This window comes from Streptomyces sp. NPDC090798 (genome assembly GCF_044768965.1).
GTDB lineage: Bacteria > Actinomycetota > Actinomycetes > Streptomycetales > Streptomycetaceae > Streptomyces.
In genome coordinates, this window is the sequence record NZ_JBIVXA010000016.1 from 152,273 (window position 1) to 171,170 (window position 18,898).

The following is an 18,898-nucleotide window of genomic DNA, read 5'->3' on the forward strand; positions in this document are numbered from 1 at the left end:
GCCCACGTCTGTGCGGGACCGAGGTGGTAGGCGGTCCGGGCCCCCGGATCGGTCCGGGGGCCCGGCAGGGTGAGCGAGAGGTGAGCGAGGTCAGCGGACGTCGACGAAGTCGCCGCCGGAGGTGGCGGCCGCTGTGGTGGACGTGGCGGTGAAGGCGTACCGCCAGTCGCCGTCCGTCGATGCCTTCACCGTGGTCTTCAGGCTCCCCGTGCTGCTGGTGGAGACCGTCTTCACCGTCGTGTACGCGGACGTCCCCTTCTTCCTGAACTGGAGCTTCACCTTCTGCCCGGCGTAGCCGTGGTACCCGCCGAGCGTCTCCCAGTCCGCTCGGGAGAGCTTGCCCGTGATGGTGAGCGTCTTGCCCTTGGTCACCGGCTCGGGGGACGCGTTGCCCGTCACCGTCGCGTCGCGCACCACGGACAGCGACGTGGCGGCGTGCAGATCGACGTGCCCCGCGCCGTCCGCGGACTCGGCCCAGGCGGCGACCTTCCAGGCACCGGCGAGGGAGTTGCGGCCGAGGGTCCAGCGCGGCTGGATGTAGGCGAACTGCGCCTGGCAGGTGGACGTGGTCGCGTTGGCCTTGGTGCAGGTCGCCGGCCACGTGCCGTAGAGGACGGCGTCAGGGGTGGCGTACGACCCCCGGTAGAAGTACATGTCGCCGCTCGCGATCCCCGACGGGTCGGTCGCGGTGAACTTCGCCGTGAACTCCTGCAGCGGCGCGTCGGTCAGCTCGACCGGCTTTCCGCCGTTCACCACGACGTTCGAGACCCGGGTCGCACCCACCGTCTCGTCGCTCTGCGGGGCCGGGCCCGCGAACGCCCGCACGATGGTGCGGCGGAGGCTGCCGCCCTTGTCGTCGGCGGCGGTGACGCGCAGGGTGACGAAGGAGGCGGTGGCGGGCACGTCAAGGGTGGCGGAGCCGTCGGCCGCGACGGGCAGGTCGGTCCAGCTCGTGCCGTCGTCCGTGGAGTACGCGAGGCCCGTGACCCTGGTGTTCGCCTCCTCCGCCGCTGAGTTGCGGGTGCTCGCGCTCGCGTCGATCCGTACCGTCCCGGCGGCCGCACGGCCCAGGCTGTCGAGCCCCGAGACCTTCAACCGGGCGTCGATCAGCGGAAGTTCCTTGCCTTCCGCGTAATCCGAGCGGAACGTCCACTCGTTGTGCACGTCCGTGGACAACCGGGAGTACGGGACGCGGCGGTGCACGGTCTGGTCGAGGGCGTACGTCTTCTCGAGCGACGGCAGGCTCGACGACATCAGGCCGTGGGAGCTGTCGAGTCCCGAGGCCTGGGCGTAGGTGACGCCGTCGGACGTCAGCTTGTAGGCATAGGTCGCGCGGTAGTCGAGACCCGTGTGGCCCGCGGTGTCGCCGAAGGCGCTCCCCTCGTACAGCGAGATCTTCCCGAAGTACCGCTGTGAGCCGATCGACTGACCGCGCACCGGCTGGAGCGGGGCCGCGCCCAGGACCTCGCCCGCACTGGTCCCGGCGGGCAGGGTGCGGTCGGGGAGGTTCAGGTTCAGCTCACCGGTGCCGTAGTTCAGCAGGCGGCTGTAGGTGACGCCCGGGGTGGCGTACTCGGTGACCGAACTGGCGGCCGGCACCGAGGCGCCGATGAACACGCCCGTCCACTCGCCGAAGGAAGGGGAGCTCTGCAGGTACGCGGTGGTGCGGGTGCCCGGGGCGTCGACCTTCGTGACGGTCTTCGCCAGGGCGGAGGTACGGACCGTGGTGACGGGCGAGGTGGGCAGCGTGGTGGTGTAGCTGTGCGTGAGGTCGTAGCGGTACGGGCTCGGGACGCTCGCGGAGGCGCCCTTCTTGCCGAGCACCTCGTGCAGGCGCAGCGAGACACCGGGCACCGAGAACGGGGTGACGTACACCTTGTCGGGCCCCCCACCGGCGAAGCCCGCCAGGTCGCCGCCCGGGACGCTGATCCACACGGCCGAGGAGTCCCGGGTGGCGGTGGTGTCGTCGGTACGGATCGCGGTCTCCTTGGCCGCGCGCTGGTCGAAGGTGACCGTGGTGGCGGCCGAACCGACGGTGAAGGTACGAGTGAGCAGGTAGCTCGGCTCCAGCCAGTCGTTGTGCAACGCCACCGAGAAGTAGTCGCCCGGCGGCAGCTTCACGCTCGCCGTGCCGTCCGCGGTGTCGCTGTTGACGGCGTACGACGTCCAGGTCCTGCGGTTCCAGACGTAGAAGAGCTTCGACCTGACGTCGGCGTGCGTGATGCTCAGTTTCACCGTGTACGTCGACGCGGTGGCGCTCACCGTCTTGAGACCGCTGCGCACGGTGCCCGTGCCCGTCTCCGTCAGCGGAAGCTTCGCAGCCGTACGGTCTGCCGGGGACTTCCCTGTCGGCCGTACGGAAAGCATGCCGTTCATGGCGGCGACCGCGTAGCGGGCCGGGTGGCCCCCGGAGCCTTCCGGGTCCGCCGTGACCCGGACGTCCTGTCCGTCGACGAGTTCGACGCGGCCACCGTTCCCCAACTCGGCACTCGGCGCACTGCGGTGTGCCGGGCCCTGTGCCGCGGAGACCACACCTACCGTGGCGGGTTCACCCTCCGTGGCACTCGCCATGGGCGCGAGCAGCACCGAGGCCGTCACCAACGCCCCGCTCACGCCCACCGCAGCGGGTCTTCGGAGCCGCCCACCCCAAAATCCGGACATCAATTGCCCCCCTGTCCCTTCCCCTTGAGAACCAACTCCCGGCTCATCCACCACAGGAGTCGATCAGCTCACTCTAAGGTGAAGTGCTGAAGTGCTGAAGTGCTGAAGCTCCGGGCTCCGGGCTCCGGGCTCCGGGCGCGAGCATCGCCACGTCAGCCGAACCGCTCTCCACCAGGAGCCGCCTCGGACGCGGTCGCAGCCCGGCGTGCCAGTCCCGCTCGAGATCGCCCGGGTCGAATACGCTGCGAAGACGTCCAACCTGGCGTCCTCGACAACGCGTACGCACAAGGGAATGCCGCCCGGTGGCGGCTCTTCACATCGGTCCGGATGGCGCGGCTGCCGGATGCGGAAGGGGTGTGGCATGAGGTCCCCAGGCGTGCACCTACGGGAGATCACCGACGCAAACCGGGATGCCGTTCGTGCCCTCCGGGTCCGGCGTGACCAGAAGCAGTTCGTCGCCTCCGTGTCCCACTCGCTCAAGGAGGCGGCGAAGAAACCGGAGGCCAATCCCTGGTACCGCGCCGTGTACCGCGGCGACGAGCCAGTCGGCTTCGTGATGCTGTCATGGAAGCCGCCGGCCGGTCCTTTCGAAGGGCGGCACTTCCTGTGGCGCCTCCTCGTGGACAAGCGGTACCAGCGACGAGGGATCGGCCGGGAGGCGCTCACGCAGATCGCCGCCCTGGTGCGCGCGGACGGCGCCACCGAGCTGCTGACCAGCTACGAGCCCGGCGACGGCGAACCGTGGCCCTTCTACCAGGGGTTCGGGTTCGAGCCCACCGGGGAGATGGACGACGGTGAGATCGTTCTGCGGCTCACCTTCCCCGCTCGGTGAGCTCATACGGGAAACCGCGGACGGTTTCGGGTCCGGCTCTCTGCCGTGCTCCCGCACCGCCGCGGGATCCCAGTCCTCGTCCTCGATCCGGGTGGCGAAGACATGGGACCCCGCGGCCGTCCGCTCGGTCGGCTCAGGCGTTGGGACGCTTGCCGTGATTGGCCTTCTTCTTCTTACGGCCGCGTCGCTTGTTCCCTCGTTTGGCCATGGTGCATATCTCCCTAATCCGGTACTTTCTACGCCTTCGCCAGTCTAGATTTGCACCGGGGTGTCCGCATCAGCGGTGCCGCGGGAGCAGCCGCCCAGGCCGAGTGAGCGTTCCGCTACCGTACGTAGTGGCGCTCAGCCCGTGAAAAACTGCTTGTCGAGCACAATGTTCAGCAGTTCGTCCGTGCTCAGCGCGGGCTGAGGGCGCGTCACCGGACCCGCTTCGGCGTACGAGTTGACCTCCCGCGCCACCACTCGGCGGCCGTCCGGACGCAGGGTGTCGACCAGCCATACCAGGGCCGAGCCGCCCTTCTCCGAACGTCCCTTGACCTTTTTGACCTTGGTGCCGTCGGCCAGCGTCATGGCCTGGCACTCACCGGTGACATCGGCGCAGCCCATGTGCCCGGCCAGGAGGGCGGTCCTGTCGTACTGCGCGTCGACCTCCACCATGTTCTTCCCATGGCTGTCGTCGTAGACCAGTTGGACCATCCCGTCGCCGGCGTTCAGGTCGGAGAGGGTCCCGCCCTGGGGCAGGTGTGACTTCAGCACCCGGGTCATACGTGCGCCGGGTACGCGCTTCGTGCCGGTGGAGGCACTGGTGGAGGGGGGTTCTTCCGGCGCCGGCACCGCGGCGATCGCCTTGCTCCACACCGGGCTGCGCACGATGGAGGTCAGCTGGGCGATCGACAACAGCGGGTCGGCTCCACTGGACGAGCCCTTCTCGCCGCCGCCGCCGAACTGCTGCACTGTCAGCTGAACCCCGTCAGCGGTGGTGAACACCACGTACCAGCGCTTTTGCCCGGTGTCGCTGGTGGGGTAGGTGAACGACTTGGTGGTGTTGAGTACCGCACCGCCGGGGAGCTTCTCGGTGGTGCACTTGTCGTACGGGCGCACCTCCACCGGAAGACATCCGGCCTGGCCCTGCTGCTGGTCGGCGGGGATGTCGGACTCCAGCCGCGCGATGGCGAGGTCGATGCCGGCGGACCCGTTCGCGGTGGAATAGGTGAGCTTGGCGGTCGGCCAGACGACGGGGCCGTCCGACTGGGAACCCCTGCCCGAGGCCGCGGAGACGGTGCCGCCGGGCGGCAACAGGCTCTCCAGCGTACGGACCATCTCGTCCTCGCTGATGGACGATGGCTCCCGGGAGGGTGGCTGCCCGGTGGAGCGGGCTGGGGCGTCGGCCCTCAGCTGATCGGGCGTGCCGTCGCCGCCCCGGCTGCCGAAGGCGTCCGTGGCCATCAGGGTGCCGCCCGCGGTGACCAGCGCGAGGGCCGTGACGGCGGCGACTCGGGTGGCGCCGAACAGCCGCATCCGCCGGCCCTGGGCGATGGAGCGCTGTACCAGGTCGGCGGAGTGGGGCGGGAACTCGCCGGTGGCGGGGTTCATGGCGCGCAGCTGTACCTCGAGGTCCTCGTTGAGTGACATGGTGGATCTCCGTTCGTCTGGGGCGTTGGTCGGGACCCGGGGCGCCAAGCGCCGCCAAGCCGTGCTCGTCATGCGGTCAGATCGGCCAGCTGATTGCCGAGCAGGGCGCGCAGCCGTTGCAGGGCGCGCATGCTCTGGGTCCGGACGGCTCCCGGCGACAGATGCAGCACCCGTGAGGTCTCCTCCACCGAGCGGTCCTCCCAGTAGCGGAGCACCAGCACGGCACGGTCCTTGGCCGTCATCCGGGCCAAGCCGTCCAGCAGGGCCATCCGTAGTTCCGCGTCCTGCGCCGGGCCGGCCGTGTCGGGAAGCCGGTCGATGGGGCGCTCGGTGGAGCTACGGCGGCGGCGCTGGGAGAGGAAGGTCCGCACCAGCACGGTGTCGGCATAGGCCACCGGGGATTCCGCACGGCTGATCCGCCGCCAGGAGCGATACATCTTGGCGAGGGTTTCCTGAACCAGGTCCTCGGCGAGGTGCCAGTCGCCTGTGAGCAGACAGGCGGTCCGGAACAGAGGCCCGCTGCGGGCGACTGCGAACTCCAGGTAGTCCGCGGGTGCTTCCCTCACCGTGTGTCCTTTCGTGGTCGAACGTCACCCCTTACACGCGGTGGGAACGCCTCCGCGTTACACCCCGACGACAGGTAACGGTGCCGACGGAGCTCCCGGTGAAAGGGGGCGCGGCCGGCCAGGGAGTCCCTCGCGGGCCGGGCCGTCGTCTCCGGTCTTCGGCTGTCCGAGGAATTGTGCTCATCGGTTCGGGTGACTATCTGCGGCGCCTTCGCCCCTCGTGCGTGTGCCGCGCATGAACTGAGCCCTGCAACACGATGAGGCGGCCGGCCGGTCACCGGGACCGGCCGGCCGCCCTCACGCGGCGCCTGGTGGGCGCCGGAAGAGAAGGGACACCGAATGCGCGTACTGCGTGCCTTCGTGGGGAGCGCCCTCGCGTCGCTCCTCCTGCTGATCGGCATCTCACCGGCAACGGCCCAAGCCGACCATGCCCGTGCGGGGAACGCCGCGTACTGCCCGACCACGCACCACAACCGCGGATCCAACACCGCACCGCAAACGGCATACCAGCGCTACTTCCTCAACGACTGGCGGCTGGGACCGGCCTACCTCACCCAGACAGGCGCCCTCGGCAGGATGCTGAGGGGCTATCACCGCACGGACCACACCTCCGCATACTGGTTCCTCGGGTGCTACTGGCAGACGGATCCGCAGACGGGGAAGTCGGGCTGGTGGTATCCCGACAACAACGGCTTCGTACTGAAGAACGGCAAGCCGGTCGAGCGTGCCGTGACGCTCCGCAAGGGCCAGTTGGTCGACCTCTTCGGCAGCGGTTTCGGCAACTTCCTCGCCCCCGCGGGCACGCCGTACGCCAAGCGCGCGATTCCGCCGAGCAATCTCGACACCTACGTCAAGGACTATCCGTACAGCTACCACCTCTACCGGGTCCTCAAGCCGTTCACCGTCGAGGCCGGCCCGATCAGGCCCTGGTTCGGCCAGCCCGGCCTGGGTCTCCAGTACGTCACGAAACCGTCGGTCGCGGACCTCGTCACGACGAAGTTCCTGGACGCGCTGCCGGTAGCCTGACCTCACAACGGCCGGGGTGGCCTCGGCCCACACGTCGGGGGCCACCTTGAACCGGGCGACGGGACGGACCTGATGGACAGCGCGGAACTCGTCGAAAGACTTCGCGAGGCGGACGTTCCCGAGGCGTTCTACGAGATTGCCGGTGTCCACGACGTCCCCGTCCAACCGGACGCCTACTACTTCCTGCGCCGTGAGAGGGATGCCTGGACCGTTGGCTTGCGCCAACGTTCCCAGGACAGTGTCATGCGGCGCTTCGGCACCGAAGCCGAAGCCTGCGATTACCTCTACGACACGCTCACGCGGATGCCCCCTCCTCCTTCAGGGGCCGCGGAGCCCCTGGACAAGCTCCTCGCGAACGCCGAGGACATCCAGCGGCAGGCATGGGAAGACTTCCATGGTCGCCGTGGTGCCGCCGACGACGGTTGACCACGGGGACCGGCCCTTGAGTCAACTGAACTTCCCAAGCCGGAGCGCGAGTTCGAGTCTCGTCACCCTCTCCTCTTGAAGCCCCAGGTCCGTGGCCTGGGGCTTTTGCATGGCCGGGCCTCTCCCGCGCCTTCTGTCGTGGTTCCGCGCTTATGGATAGTCCAGTCTCGTCGTGAGAGTTCACTTGCATAAGGAGAGCGAACCTCCTAGATTCATGAGAGTCGGCTCTCACCACGCGATGACAAGGACCTCACCATGACCGCCTCCGCCTCCACCTCCACCTCCACCTCCCGCACCATCGACCTGACCGGCGGACTGTCCGTCACGATCGAGGAGTACGGCGAGAACACCGAGGGCACCGGCGTGCTGATCCTGCACGGCGGTGCCGGCCCGCGCACGGTGTCCGGGATCTCGTCCGCACTGTCCGAGCACGTGTACGTCGTCACACCGACCCACCCCGGCTTCGACGGCACTGCCCGCCCGGAGCGGTTCGACACCGTCGCCGACCTGGCCGTCGCGTACCTGGATCTGCTCGACACACTGGACCTGAAGGGCGTCATGGTGGTCGGCAACTCCATCGGCGGCTGGATCGCCGCCGAGATGGCCCTGCGCGACAACCACGGCCGGATCGGCGCGCTGACCCTGCTGAACGCGGTGGGCATCCACGCCCACATGAAGGAGAACCGGGTCGTCGACCCGCGCACCCTGGCGCCGGCCGAGGTGAGCCGGTTGTCCTTCGCCAACGCGCGGTTCCGCCCCGACTTCGCCTCGTTCAGCGATGCGCAGCGGGCCGCGGCCGGCGCCAACCAGAAGACCCTCGCCGTGTACGGGGGCGAGGGGTTCACGTACGACCCGAAGCTGCGCGGCCGACTGCACCGGGTGACCGTGCCGGTGCTGGTCGTCTGGGGCGAGGAGGACGGCATAGCGCCCCTGAAGTACGGGCGCGGCTACGCCGACTCGTTCCCCAACGGGCACTTCGCACCGATCCCCGACGCCGGGCACTTCCCGCAGATCGAGCAGATGGGACGCACCCTCGGAGCCATCGGCGACTTCGTCGGCACGATCGTCAAGCCCGACGCCCCGGCCTGACCACGTCGTACCCCCGGCGGCGTTCTCGACCATGGTCCCGAAGCCTGCCGGGGTGCGGTCGAGCCGTGGCCGGGCCGCCGGCTCGCTGCCGTGCCAGGCCCGGCCCGTCCAGCACCTCCGGTGACGCGGTGAGCGAGGTGAGCCTCAAGGGCACGGTCCGGTGGAGGACTTCGGACCCCTTTCCGCCCCCAGAGAGACGTCGCACACGCGGACTTCGTGGCCAACGCCGTCGCTTCCCGAGCGTTTTCCCGAGCGTTTCAGGGGCGATGCCACTTCTGGTGATCCGGCCCTTCCGGGCGGGAAGACGGCCACTGATCGAGCGTCTCGCCCGGCGCGAGCCGGGACAGCGCCTCCCTCAGGCGCTCACAGGCCCCTTCGATCTCCCGGAGGGTGCGGCTCTGCTCGGTGATGACCGCCGAGAGCAGAAGGGCCGTCAGTGACACGGTGCCGTTGAAGGCCTGCAGGATGACCATCTTGGCGAGGAGATCGCGACCGGAGAACGGCCCCGCCCCGGCGGCACCCGCGTCGATCGCGATCACGGAGGCGATCAGCGCACAGGGCGCGGCGCCCACCAGCTGGAAGCGGAAGGCGGCCCAGATCAGGAAGGGGACGACCAGAAAGAGAAGGTCGACCGAGCTGTGAGTGGCCACCATGCCGACCGCGACCGTGCCGCCCAGCAGGGCTACCGCCTCGACCCACCGGAGGACAGGTACGCCGTGTGGCCATCGGGCGGTGCGCGCGGCCAGCAGCAGCGGCGCGATGACCAGGACCCCCATCGCGTCGCCCGTCCACCACACCGACCAGGTCGGCCAGAAAGCATGGGCCGCCAGCGCGCCGGAGGCCACCAGGACTCCGGTACCGAGCGTCGCGCTGATCAGCATCCCGCTCAGGGCCCCGAGGAAGACCAGCGCCAGAGCGTCCCGCAGCCGGTCGAGTTCGGTACGGAATCCCACACGCCGCAGGAGGAGGTAGGCGCAGACCGGGGCGAGCGTGTTGCCGACCGCGATGGCGAGCACGGGGAGGATCGACGGCCCGAGCATCACGTTCACCAGGAACGCCCCGAGAGCGATTCCCGGCCACATGCGAAGGCCCCAGAGCATCAGGACGACGACAGCGACGCCGGTGGGCGGCCACAGCGGCGTGACCTGCCCTCGCACCAGTTGCTGCTGCAGCCCGATCCTGGCACTGACGTAGTAAGCGGCCGCGACGGCAGCCAGCTGCAGGCCCTTGACGGTGTACCGCCGGAGCCGCTCATCGCGCGCCGCATTGCTCATGTTCGCCCACCCCAGCGGTCACACCGGGCGAGGCGTACCCCGCCGGGGTCGCACATACTTCGCATACCACTCATTTTTCGCCCTGCCGCTGTTCCTGGAGCCCTCCGTAACGAAGGACAAGGACCGCGGCGTCGTCGCTGTGACCGGTGAGATCCGCCACCTTGATCACCTGCGCGGCCAGCTCGTCGGGGTCGGTGCGACAGGCGCCGACGAGCAGGTCGGCCACCTGCTCGAGCCCTTCCTCGATCGGATAGCTGGGGCCTTCCACCACGCCGTCGGTGAGCAGCACGAACGCACCCACGCCGGTGAGCGGTCGGCGGGTCGACCGGTAGCTCTCGCCCGCTTGGATGCCCAACGGCAGACCGCCGTCGTTCTGGACGATGTCGCAGCAGCCGTCGGCCGTGGCCCAGACGGCGGGGACGTGTCCGGCGCGGGCGTCGGCAAGCTCTCTGGTGACCGGGTCGAAGCGCAGGAACGAACAGGTCACGAACAGCCCGCAGTCCATGGCGACGAGCAGGTCGTTGGTGCGCCGGAGTACCTCCGCCGGGTCCGTGGTGGCGGTGGCGACGGCGCGCAGACAGGTGCGCACCTGCCCCATGAGAGCCGCGGCCTCGACATCATGGCCCTGCACGTCTCCGATCACGAATCCCACCGAGCCGTCCGGCATGAGGAAGCCGTCGTACCAGTCGCCTCCGATGTCCAGCCCGGCCCGCGCAGGTGCGTACCGTCCCGCCACCCGCAGGTATGGCAGGACCGGCAGCTCCGCGGCGAGGACCTGGCGCTGCAGCGCGGCAGCGAGTTCCACGCGGGCCTGCTGGACCTTGATCAGGTCCAGGATCCGGCCGGTGAGATCACCGAGCGTGTCCAGCAGCTCTGCGGTCCCACTGGACGAATCGGTGCGACGGCGAGGCATGGCATCACATTTCAGGTTTTTTCGCATTTGCGCCGTAAGTCACGAGTTCACGGTACCCCTGTTACAGGCAGCCCATCCTGTCCGGCGCACACGGCGCTGCCACCGCTACGACCAGCGAAAACAGAACCTGAGGGGAGGGCGCAGGCGGTCGTCAGGGGCTTCGCGGTTGCGGAGTCGTCCGCTGCCTCCGTGCCGCGGGAACGGCGCGTACACCGCGAGTGGCGATCACGCGGTCGTACGAGGCCCGGCCGGGGCGTCCTGCTCAAGGGCACGGTCACCACGAACTGCGCCGGGCCATCAACTCCCGCTGGGACACGAGGCGGCCGGGCACGGCTCCGGCCCCACGGTCCGCCCTCCTGCAACTTCCGTGACCATGTGGGGAATTGGGTTGCCGTAGGCCACTGGCGTGGCGGATGATCTGCTGCGGCGGTGTGTCATGGTCGGGGGGATCCAATGCACTGGACTGACGTTTCCTACGGCGTATCGCGTATCGCGTACCGTCGTCGCGGGCCTTCCCGAAAGGGCTTGCCCCCTGTGCCTCGTTCCCACCGGCTGAGACCGGCTGCCGCCGTCACCGTCCTCGCCTCGGCGTGCGGCCTGCTCACCGCCGTTCCCGCCGCCGCGGCCGTCACCTGCGCCTCACCCGCCTGGCAGGCCCAGTTCTACGCCAACACGTCCTTCAGCGGCACGCCCAGGCGCACGGCCTGCGCCACCACGATCAACGAGAACTGGGGTACTGGTGATCCGCCGAACGTCACCCTGCCCAAGGACAACTTCTCCGTCCGCTGGAGCGTCACCCGGGACTTCGGTTCCGGCGGCCCCTTCACGCTGACCGCCGAGGCCCGCGACGGCATCCGCGTCTACCTCGACGGCGCCCGGAAGATCAGCCTCTGGAAGGACGTCTCCACCACCCAGAAGAAGACGGTCAACCTCGCCGTCCCCGCCGGGAAACACACCCTCCGCGTCGACTTCGTCGCCTGGACCGGCTCGGCGAACGTCAAGTTCGGTTACGCCCCCCGCACGGACGCCGTCGTCGACAAGGTCAAACCCCTCGCCCCGGCCGGGGCCGCCGTGTCCTACTCCGCCGCCGGCGACAAGGCCACCCTGTCCTGGACGAGGAACAAGGAGATGGACCTCGCCGGATACCGTCTCTACCGGCGGCTCAAGGGCAGCACGGCCTGGAGCAGGGTCGCCACCACCACGGCCCTCTCCGCCACCGACACCCCGCCCGCCTCCGGCGCCACCTACTACTACGAGGTCCGCGCCTACGACAAGGCGGGCAACGAGTCCACCGGCACCGCCGACCAGGCCGTCGCGACCGTCGACAGGACCGCCCCCGCCGCGCCGCGGTCCGTCACCGCCACGGTGAACGCGGCGACCGTGCGGGTCGGCTGGCAGGCCACGGCCGACGCACAGGACTACCGCGTGCTCCGCTCGGCCACCGTGGACGGCGCCTACACCGCGGTGTCCGACTGGCTGTCCGGGACCACGTACGCGGACTCCGCGGCCGACATCAAGCAGGAGTGGTTCTACAAGGTCACCGCGCGGGACGCGGCGGGCAACGTGTCCGCCGCCTCGGCCGCCGGCACCACCGGCGCCCCCGACACCACCCCGCCGGCCGCCGTCACCGGCCTGACGGGGGTCGGCGGCAGCTGGGGCAACCTCATCAGCTGGAACGCCTCCGCCTCCCCCGACGTCGATCACTACGAGATCACCGCGTCGGTCGTCGGCGAGCCGGACGAGGACGGCCCGGAGATCGTCACCGGGACCTCCTTCAACGACTGGAACGCCCCGGCCGGCTACCAGTTCGGGTACCGCGTACAGGCCGTGGACGCGTACGGGAACCTGTCCCCGGTCACCGGCGTGCTCGTCACCCGGCCCCGCCCGGCCGATGTGCCGGTCCCGCAGGTCACCACGGGCGCCCCGCGCGACGACGGCAACGTGGTGTCCTTCGCCCTCCCGGACGGGAGCAGCGAGAGGTACGTCTACGGATACCGCCTCTACCGCAGCGCGGACCCCCGCACCGGCTGGACGGGCGTGGCGTTCACACAGGCGTACGCCAGGGGCATCGTCGACCCGTCCGCCCCGGCCGGACGCTCGTACTACTACGTCGTGGCGGAGAGCGTCCAGGGGCCCCTCCCCGGCGAGGGAGCATCCTCCGGGACGATCAGCGTCGACCGGGACGTCGCGGCCTACGCGTCCGCCGGCCCGCCGCAGCTCACCGTCGTCCATGAGGGCAGCCCGGGCACCGGCGACTTCGTGGTGGACGTGAAACCCGCCGAGGCCGACAGGGACCACCGGCTCAGTGGCTACCAGTGGCGGTTCTACGGTGCCTGCGGCTCCACCGTCTGGCGTCACATCGACGGCGAGACCGGCACCCTCACCTGGCGTCCGGCCTCCACGGGTTCCTGCACCCTCCAGGTGTACGCACTCGGCCACTACGGCAGGGGCGACAGCACCACCGCCGCCGTCCTGAACTTCACCGTCTCCTGACCCCGTGGGCTCACCGGGGCGCAAGACACCGGCCCCGGCGGCTCTCAGTGGGAGAGGAGCTGCTGGCCACCGTCGATGTCGTACGTCGCCCCGGTGAGCGCGCCGTTGCACGTGATGTGTACGGCGAGAGCGGCGACGTCGGCCGGGCCGACCACCCGTCGGATGGGAAGCGTGGTGCGCAGTTTTTCGCGCCGGGCGTCGAGCCCTTCCCCCAGCAGCGAGGCCGACAGGGGTGTGTCGACGAATCCGGCGGCGATGAGATTCACCCGGACCGGCGCCATTTCGAGCGCCAGGTTGGCGACGAGGGCGGGCAGGGCCGCGGTGGCGGCCGACGCCACGGCCATGCCGACACCGGGGCGTCGGCCGCCGGTGCCGCCGATGAACAACAGGGTGCCACCGGCGCGGATCTTCTCACGGCTGTAGAGGGCGATCCCGAGTGTCAGGCCGAGGCGCTCGTCGAAGGCGCGGCGCGCGTCGGCGAGGTCCATGCTCTCCAACGGCATGTAGGAGGGGCCGCCGGCTGTGACCAGTACGTGGTCGACCGGTCCGGGCAGATCCTGGAAGAACTGCTGGAGGCGGTCGGTGTCGGTGGCGTCGAACGCGGCCGTGCCGACGGGGTCCAGCTCCAGCGCGGCCTGCCGCAGCCGTTCGGGGTTGCGGCCGACCAGGACCAGCCGGCCGCCGTCCGCACGTACCTGGCGGGCGGTCTCGAGTCCGATGCCCGCGCTGGCGCCGATGACCACGACCGTCCGGCCGGCGAGGCCGTAGCCGTGGTCCGGTTCGCTGTCCGTCATCCCTGCCTCCGGGTATCGGCCTGGTCGTGGAACACCTCACTCCGGCGTGCGGAACGGGGACTCAGTTTCCTGAAGGGCCGTCAACGGTGATGTGGAAGGTGAGGTTCCGAACCGTCTTCCCGGCGGGGACGGTGTGGACGTAGCCCCGGGCCGAACTGAAGGCGCCCGTACCGCCGGTGACGGCGATGTCGATGGAAGGGGCGGGCGGCAGGTGGAGCAGCGCCTGCGAGGTGATCTGCCCCTGCGGCAGAGCGAAGGTGCCCACGCACTGGAGCTCGCTCGGACCGAGGTGGACGTGAACGCAGACCACGCTGTGGTCGCCGATCTTCCGGCCGTCGCGGTACAGGTCCTCGGCGATGACGAGCTCGTCACCCCGGCTGAGCCCCTTCTTGCCCAGGTCGAGGGATTCGGACTGGGTCTGTCTGGCGACCAACTGGAATGTTTCCGTGCGCTGTTGGGTGTTCGGCCGGCTGTGCGGGGCTGATGTCGCGGCCGACGCCGGCGGGGCGAGGACGAGGGCGGCGGCCAGGGCCGCGACCACACTCGGGCAGCGCTGACTGATCCTGCGCATGGCGGGACTCCCACGGGGGGCGGAGATGTGCCCTTCATTCCCAACGTACCGGTTTGTACGGCCCCTCGCGCGACGTCGTCCGCGGCCTCGCACGCAGCGGGGCGGCGTTCGCTACGTGGCTCGCCAGCCGGGTTCGAGGCGGTCGAGGAGAAGGCTGAAGGCCGCGTCCGCCTCGTTCCAGTCACCCTTGATCAGGGGTCCGACGACCATGCCGAAGGACGCGTCGACCAGGAGGACGGCCTCCGTGCGGGCTCGCGCGTCGGACAGGCCCATGTCGCGGAAGACGGAGGTGAGCAGGTCCTTCCACTCGGTGAGCGCGTCGCGCACGACGGGCGCGTACCGGTCGGGACGGAGCAGACCGGTGACCGTGATCTCGAGATAGAGGGGGAGCGCGGCGCGCAGGTCGGGGGCGCTGAACCGCTGCCAGACCTCCTGCATGAACCCGCGGAGCCACGCCGGGTCCCTGTCGGCGTCGCCGCCGCCGAGCAGACTCCTGGCACGCAGGAGCGGTCGCCGCTCGTCCAGGGCGAGCGCCTCGGTGACCATGCGTTCCTTGCTGCCGAAGTAGTACAGGAGCATGCGGTCACTGGTGCCCAGGGCCCGGGCCAGCGGGCGCAGGGACAGGTCCGTCAGGCCATTGCGGATCATGTACTCGCGGACCTGGTCCAGCAGGTCGCGTCGTTTGGCCGGGTCGGGCGGGCGCGGCATGGAGGCTCCCAGTGCGGTCAGGGTTGAGACATGTCCGATTTATTGCTTTCGCCAAGGTATTTACTGTAGCGCCCGCTACGCGTATATTTGAAATGTAGCGACTGCTACGCAAATGCGGGACCCGACATGCCGGCGCCCCAGAAGGAGCTGATTCCCCATGGCCTTCCAGGCCATCGGCCTCACCGCGACCTCGCACAGGGGATTCATCGCCCGGCTTTGCCGCCGCCGGCAGGAGGAGTCGGGGCGGAAGACCGCGCTCACCTCATGGATCGCCCGGCACCAGGCCCTCTGGTCGCGCACGCTGGCACCCGTACGCCCCTTCGACGCACCCAGGGGCCGCGCCACCGACTGGGACGCCTCCTGGCCCCTGCCGCGGGAGCTGACCTCGGTCCGCCGGGGCCGGCGCCTGGTGACCGCGCAACTGGGCGACTGGGGTCTGGAGGACCTGACCGAGACGGCCGAACTCCTGGTCAGCGAACTGGTCACCAATGCCCTGCGCCACACGCGCGGCCCGCTGCGGCTCAACCTGCAGGTGCGCGACTCCCGTCTGCGGTGCGAGGTCGAGGACACGGACCCCGCCGGGCCCGTACGGCGCGTCGTCGACGCCGACGCGGAAGGCGGGCGCGGCATCGACCTGCTCGATCTGCTCACCGAGGCCTGGGGCAGCACCAGTACGGCCACCGGCAAGACCATGTGGTTCCAACTGCCGGCGAAGGCATCCTCGCCGGAGGCGTCACCCGCCTCCGACTGATCCGGTGCGCGCGCCGACCGTCGATCAGGCGGTCGCGGCCACCCGCGTTTCCCTCTTACGGGCACGGTAGGCCGCGGCCTTGATCTTGTTCCCGCAGGACTCCATGCCGCACCACTGCCGGCGCATGCCTCGCGAGCGGTCGATATAGACCCGGGTGCACTCCGGGTTTCCGCACTCCTTGAGCAGCGGCACATCCGGTCCGCCCAGAAGCTCGACGGCGAGCCGCGCCACGGTCGACAGCGCTTCTTCCGCGGTCGCCGCCGTCCACCGGCCCGCCGGGGTGAGCTGTGGTGTCGCCGCGGGCTTCCGGGCCGCGGCGTTCAGGACGGCCAGGGCCTCGTCGTCGTACGCGTCGCCCAGCCGGCGGGCGGTGACCAGCGCGTAGACGGCCTCCCGCACCGCCGTCGCCCGCCCGACGTCGGAGTCCTGGCTCCCGGCGACGGAGTCGACGACTCCTGACTCCAGGTACCAGGCGTCGAGGCGGTCCGGCGAGGCGAACATCTCGAACCGTAGCGAGCGGCGAGCGCGGAGTGTCGCGGCGAAGTCGAGCGCCGGGTTCCCGCAGACGAAGACGTGATCCAGATCCACATCACCATCTTGACAGGTGATGCACGAGGCCGGAACATCTGGGCATCATCACCAGTTGGACTGGTGACTGCTCGACGGCGCCGACCCGGGCGCCCGTACCGAAGCGAGGTAGGCGAGATGCCACAGACGGAGCGGACGGAGAAGGCCCCCGACGCCGCGGAGGCGGCACGCCGGGCGCGGTTCGGCACGCTGCCGGAGCGCGTTCGGGTCGAGGACACCGTCGAGGAGCGGCCCGCCACGGTGCCCGACCCGGCGCGCGACGCGTACAACGAGGACGAGTGGCTCGTCCGCAACTGCCTGTGACAGAAAGGAGTCCGGGATGACGACGAGAACACCACAAGTCCTCAGGGCCCTGACGGCGCTCGTGGCCGTGCTCGTGATCGGCTTCGGCTGTTTCACGCAGGTCTTCTGACAGCGCAAGGTCTCCCATGCTCTGCCGAGCGCCGCGTGTCCGGTGATCCGTTACGCTGACCGCCGCTGACCTCAGGGGGAGACATGTTCGGCAAGCGGCTGCTGGTGGCCGGGGCGACCGCGGTTCTCATAGCCGGGCTGGGCGCATGCGGCGGTGGGGGCGGCTCAGGCGGCGTGGACCCGGCAGCCGTGACCGATGTCGGCCAGGACGATGCGGGCACCGTCCCGAAGGCCCCGCCGAGCCCGGACACCGTCTCCGGGCTCAGGGACTCGGTCCGCCACCTCGCCCGGAAGACCACCAGGGCCACCCGCCCGCACCTGGTCAAGCAGTGCACGTCCGCCACCAGGCAGGTCAGACACACACAACGCACGGGCACGGGCACGCACAGGACGACCCGCACCTGGTACACCACGGAGCGATACCAGACGTGCAAGAAGGTCCGCAGGGGCACCGAGACGTACACACGAACCGTTCGGCCGCAACGGTGGTGCGTGAGCCTGGACAACGTCGACGGCGACCCCGCCAAGGACGACGTCTGGTACCAGGTCACCCCGGCCACCTACGACGAAGCCCGCGGCACGGACGAGCACGCGCGCATGGAGTTCACCCCGAGCGGGACCGGCTGCTGAACACCTGCTGACAGGACCGCCGCGTCCGCCGCCCCGGTGGGGCCACCCCACTGCTGGACCCGACCGGGGCGCGGCTCATTCGCCAACCGCCCCATGCCCGCCTCCACCCGGCCGAACGGCCCGGTTCCGCGGGCGGCGGCGCCATGTTCTGAACAGTTAACTGTAAAGAACCTTGACAGACAATTGGTCTAGTCCAACCATGGTCCCTGTTCGCCCTTGGTCATGGAGAGCTCTCCGGCGTGTACCGACCGGTGGACATCGCACGCTTCTTTCCGGATTCCCGCTGTCCCACCTGCTCTTCCTTCACCATGGGGGCTTCAATGAGACGATCTGGGCCATTCCGCGCGCTGCTGTCCGGCGCCACCGCGACCGCTCTCGCAGCCGGGCTGGTCGCGCTCGGCGGAGGGGGCGCGCTCGCCGCGGAGCGGGCGCCCGCGCATGCCGCGCGGCACATGCCCGCGCATGTGGCGGCGCCGTACTTCGAGGCGTGGACGGGCGAGAGCCCCGCCGCGCTCGCGGCCGAGTCGGGCAACAAGTACCTCACGATGGCCTTCCTCCAGACGGCGGCGGCCGGCTCGTGCACCGCGTACTGGAACGGCGCCTCCACCCAGCCGATCGCCAAGGCGACCTTCGGCAGGGACATCGCCGCGATCCAGGCGCGCGGCGGCAACGTCATCCCGTCCTTCGGCGGCTACAGCGCCGACACCACCGGCACCGAACTGGCCGACAGCTGCACCGATGTCGACTCCATCGCCTCGGTCTACGAAAGCCTCGTCACGACCTACGGCGTCACCCGGATCGACCTCGACATCGAGGCCGACTCCATCAACAACGCCGCCGGGATCGACCGCCGCAACAAGGCCATCGCCAAAGTGGAGCGCTGGGCCGAACGGACCGGCCGCAGCGTGCAGTTCTCCTACACCCTGCCGACCACCACCACCGGCCTCGCACCCAACGGCGTGGCGCTGCTGCGGAACGCCGTCGACAACGGCGCGCGCGTGGACGTCGTCAACATCATGACCTTCGACTACTGGGACGGCGCCACCCACGACATGGCGGCCGACACCAGGACCGCCGCATCCGGGCTGCACGACCAACTCGCCGCGCTCTACCCGAGGAAGAACCCGGCGAAGCTCTGGCACATGATCGGCGTCACCGAGATGCCCGGCATCGACGACTACGGCCCGCAGGAGACCTTCACCCCGCAGGACGCGGTGAAGGTGGAGAACTGGGCGGTCGCCAAGGGCATCGACACGCTCTCCTTCTGGGCCCTCCAGCGCGACAACGGCGGTTGCGTGGGCACGGCCGGCGCCAACTCCTGTTCCGGCATCGCCCAGGACACCTGGTCCTTCAGCCACACCTTCGAGCCGTTCACGCGCGGCATCCGCGTCGGCGTCGGCACCGACTAGGGGCCCGTCCTCCATGGCGTCTCGCCCCGTGCGAAACCCCCAGGTCGGGGACCTGGGGGTACGTCGGTTCGCAGCCAGTGGGCTGACGGTGCGCCAGAACCGCGCGGTGCGCGGAGACCACAGT

Annotated in this window: 19 protein-coding genes; 9 read left to right on the top strand and 10 right to left on the bottom strand. The window is 69.9% G+C overall.

Annotated elements, in window-relative coordinates; all coding sequences use genetic code 11:
• Window positions 1-90: 90 nt before the first annotated feature.
• Entirely contained in the window at window positions 91-2,613 is a 2,523-nt protein-coding gene (locus tag ACIQTP_RS31020; protein ID WP_403405929.1) for a hypothetical protein, read from the bottom strand.
• Between the two features lie 409 nt (window positions 2,614-3,022).
• Here ACIQTP_RS31020 and ACIQTP_RS31025 point away from each other — a divergent pair, with 409 nt between their 5' ends.
• Entirely contained in the window at window positions 3,023-3,493 is a 471-nt protein-coding gene (locus ACIQTP_RS31025) for a GNAT family N-acetyltransferase (RefSeq protein WP_403405932.1), read from the top strand.
• A 133-nt stretch (window positions 3,494-3,626) separates the two neighbouring features.
• On the opposite strand, the gene ACIQTP_RS31030 is transcribed toward ACIQTP_RS31025, so the two are convergent.
• The 3 genes from ACIQTP_RS31030 to ACIQTP_RS31040 form a co-directional block, all read right to left on the bottom strand.
• Window positions 3,627-3,701, bottom strand: coding sequence for a 50S ribosomal protein bL37 (locus ACIQTP_RS31030; protein ID WP_099504217.1), 75 nt, complete (start codon window positions 3,699-3,701; stop codon window positions 3,627-3,629).
• A gap of 134 nt (window positions 3,702-3,835) precedes the next feature.
• Window positions 3,836-5,125 carry a hypothetical protein gene (locus ACIQTP_RS31035; protein ID WP_403405935.1) on the bottom strand — a complete coding sequence of 430 codons (1,290 nt, stop codon included), beginning with the start codon at window positions 5,123-5,125 and terminating at the stop codon, window positions 3,836-3,838.
• Window positions 5,126-5,193: 68 nt separating this feature from the next.
• Window positions 5,194-5,691, bottom strand: a complete 498-nt coding sequence (locus ACIQTP_RS31040) for a SigE family RNA polymerase sigma factor (protein WP_403405938.1) — start codon at window positions 5,689-5,691, stop codon at window positions 5,194-5,196.
• 339 nt (window positions 5,692-6,030) lie between these two features.
• On the opposite strand from ACIQTP_RS31040, the gene ACIQTP_RS31045 reads away from it, so the two are divergent.
• From ACIQTP_RS31045 to ACIQTP_RS31055, 3 genes are all read left to right on the top strand, one after another.
• Window positions 6,031-6,717, top strand: coding sequence for a TNT domain-containing protein (locus ACIQTP_RS31045; RefSeq protein WP_403405941.1), 687 nt, complete (start codon window positions 6,031-6,033; stop codon window positions 6,715-6,717).
• Window positions 6,718-6,789: 72 nt separating this feature from the next.
• On the top strand, window positions 6,790-7,143 hold the full coding sequence (locus ACIQTP_RS31050) for a hypothetical protein (protein ID WP_403405944.1): 354 nt from the start codon (window positions 6,790-6,792) through the stop codon (window positions 7,141-7,143).
• A 255-nt stretch (window positions 7,144-7,398) separates the two neighbouring features.
• Window positions 7,399-8,232 (top strand): alpha/beta fold hydrolase, encoded by an 834-nt coding sequence (locus ACIQTP_RS31055; RefSeq protein ID WP_403405947.1) that lies wholly within the window; start codon window positions 7,399-7,401, stop codon window positions 8,230-8,232.
• Between the two features lie 257 nt (window positions 8,233-8,489).
• Here the strand turns inward: ACIQTP_RS31055 and ACIQTP_RS31060 are convergent, their stop codons facing one another.
• Both ACIQTP_RS31060 and ACIQTP_RS31065 read right to left on the bottom strand, forming a co-directional pair.
• Window positions 8,490-9,506, bottom strand: a complete 1,017-nt coding sequence (locus ACIQTP_RS31060) for an MASE1 domain-containing protein (RefSeq protein ID WP_403405950.1) — start codon at window positions 9,504-9,506, stop codon at window positions 8,490-8,492.
• A 70-nt stretch (window positions 9,507-9,576) separates the two neighbouring features.
• On the bottom strand, window positions 9,577-10,419 hold the full coding sequence (locus ACIQTP_RS31065) for a PP2C family protein-serine/threonine phosphatase (protein ID WP_403405953.1): 843 nt from the start codon (window positions 10,417-10,419) through the stop codon (window positions 9,577-9,579).
• A 534-nt stretch (window positions 10,420-10,953) separates the two neighbouring features.
• Between ACIQTP_RS31065 and ACIQTP_RS31070 the strand changes: the two genes are divergently transcribed.
• Entirely contained in the window at window positions 10,954-12,912 is a 1,959-nt protein-coding gene (locus tag ACIQTP_RS31070; protein WP_403405956.1) for a fibronectin type III domain-containing protein, read from the top strand.
• A gap of 44 nt (window positions 12,913-12,956) precedes the next feature.
• Here the strand turns inward: ACIQTP_RS31070 and ACIQTP_RS31075 are convergent, their stop codons facing one another.
• The 3 genes from ACIQTP_RS31075 to ACIQTP_RS31085 form a co-directional block, all read right to left on the bottom strand.
• On the bottom strand, window positions 12,957-13,706 hold the full coding sequence (locus ACIQTP_RS31075) for an SDR family oxidoreductase (protein ID WP_403405959.1): 750 nt from the start codon (window positions 13,704-13,706) through the stop codon (window positions 12,957-12,959).
• Window positions 13,707-13,767: 61 nt separating this feature from the next.
• On the bottom strand, window positions 13,768-14,277 hold the full coding sequence (locus ACIQTP_RS31080; protein ID WP_403405962.1) for a hypothetical protein: 510 nt from the start codon (window positions 14,275-14,277) through the stop codon (window positions 13,768-13,770).
• Window positions 14,278-14,388: 111 nt separating this feature from the next.
• The gene (locus tag ACIQTP_RS31085) at window positions 14,389-14,985 is read right to left on the bottom strand and encodes a TetR/AcrR family transcriptional regulator (RefSeq protein ID WP_403405965.1); all 597 of its coding nucleotides are present in this window, start codon (window positions 14,983-14,985) and stop codon (window positions 14,389-14,391) included.
• Window positions 14,986-15,142: 157 nt separating this feature from the next.
• Here ACIQTP_RS31085 and ACIQTP_RS31090 point away from each other — a divergent pair, with 157 nt between their 5' ends.
• Window positions 15,143-15,736 carry an ATP-binding protein gene (locus ACIQTP_RS31090; protein ID WP_403405968.1) on the top strand — a complete coding sequence of 198 codons (594 nt, stop codon included), beginning with the start codon at window positions 15,143-15,145 and terminating at the stop codon, window positions 15,734-15,736.
• Between the two features lie 24 nt (window positions 15,737-15,760).
• On the opposite strand, the gene ACIQTP_RS31095 is transcribed toward ACIQTP_RS31090, so the two are convergent.
• Window positions 15,761-16,324, bottom strand: coding sequence for a CGNR zinc finger domain-containing protein (locus ACIQTP_RS31095; protein WP_403405971.1), 564 nt, complete (start codon window positions 16,322-16,324; stop codon window positions 15,761-15,763).
• A 117-nt stretch (window positions 16,325-16,441) separates the two neighbouring features.
• On the opposite strand from ACIQTP_RS31095, the gene ACIQTP_RS31100 reads away from it, so the two are divergent.
• From ACIQTP_RS31100 to ACIQTP_RS31110, 3 genes are all read left to right on the top strand, one after another.
• Window positions 16,442-16,627: a hypothetical protein gene (locus tag ACIQTP_RS31100; protein ID WP_403405973.1), complete on the top strand. Its 186-nt coding sequence runs from the start codon at window positions 16,442-16,444 to the stop codon at window positions 16,625-16,627.
• A gap of 192 nt (window positions 16,628-16,819) precedes the next feature.
• Window positions 16,820-17,365: a hypothetical protein gene (locus ACIQTP_RS31105; RefSeq protein WP_403405976.1), complete on the top strand. Its 546-nt coding sequence runs from the start codon at window positions 16,820-16,822 to the stop codon at window positions 17,363-17,365.
• Between the two features lie 320 nt (window positions 17,366-17,685).
• Window positions 17,686-18,774 (top strand): chitinase, encoded by a 1,089-nt coding sequence (locus ACIQTP_RS31110; protein WP_403405979.1) that lies wholly within the window; start codon window positions 17,686-17,688, stop codon window positions 18,772-18,774.
• Window positions 18,775-18,898 lie beyond the last annotated feature (124 nt).

Bases quoted from the DNA above. Each gene is read 5' to 3' on its own strand.
- ACIQTP_RS31055 (WP_403405947.1), top strand. From the start codon at position 7,399: ATGACCGCCTCCGCCTCCACCTCCACCTCCACCTCCCGCACCATCGAC.
- ACIQTP_RS31105 (WP_403405976.1), top strand. From the start codon at position 16,820: ATGTTCGGCAAGCGGCTGCTGGTGGCCGGGGCGACCGCGGTTCTCATA.
- ACIQTP_RS31110 (WP_403405979.1), top strand. From the start codon at position 17,686: ATGAGACGATCTGGGCCATTCCGCGCGCTGCTGTCCGGCGCCACCGCG.
- ACIQTP_RS31060 (WP_403405950.1), bottom strand. From the start codon at position 9,506: ATGAGCAATGCGGCGCGCGATGAGCGGCTCCGGCGGTACACCGTCAAG.
- ACIQTP_RS31025 (WP_403405932.1), top strand. From the start codon at position 3,023: ATGAGGTCCCCAGGCGTGCACCTACGGGAGATCACCGACGCAAACCGG.
- ACIQTP_RS31035 (WP_403405935.1), bottom strand. From the start codon at position 5,125: ATGTCACTCAACGAGGACCTCGAGGTACAGCTGCGCGCCATGAACCCC.
- ACIQTP_RS31045 (WP_403405941.1), top strand. From the start codon at position 6,031: ATGCGCGTACTGCGTGCCTTCGTGGGGAGCGCCCTCGCGTCGCTCCTC.
- ACIQTP_RS31085 (WP_403405965.1), bottom strand. From the start codon at position 14,985: ATGCCGCGCCCGCCCGACCCGGCCAAACGACGCGACCTGCTGGACCAG.
- ACIQTP_RS31050 (WP_403405944.1), top strand. From the start codon at position 6,790: ATGGACAGCGCGGAACTCGTCGAAAGACTTCGCGAGGCGGACGTTCCC.
- ACIQTP_RS31100 (WP_403405973.1), top strand. From the start codon at position 16,442: ATGCCACAGACGGAGCGGACGGAGAAGGCCCCCGACGCCGCGGAGGCG.
- ACIQTP_RS31080 (WP_403405962.1), bottom strand. From the start codon at position 14,277: ATGCGCAGGATCAGTCAGCGCTGCCCGAGTGTGGTCGCGGCCCTGGCC.
- ACIQTP_RS31075 (WP_403405959.1), bottom strand. From the start codon at position 13,706: ATGACGGACAGCGAACCGGACCACGGCTACGGCCTCGCCGGCCGGACG.
- ACIQTP_RS31065 (WP_403405953.1), bottom strand. From the start codon at position 10,419: ATGCCTCGCCGTCGCACCGATTCGTCCAGTGGGACCGCAGAGCTGCTG.
- ACIQTP_RS31090 (WP_403405968.1), top strand. From the start codon at position 15,143: ATGGCCTTCCAGGCCATCGGCCTCACCGCGACCTCGCACAGGGGATTC.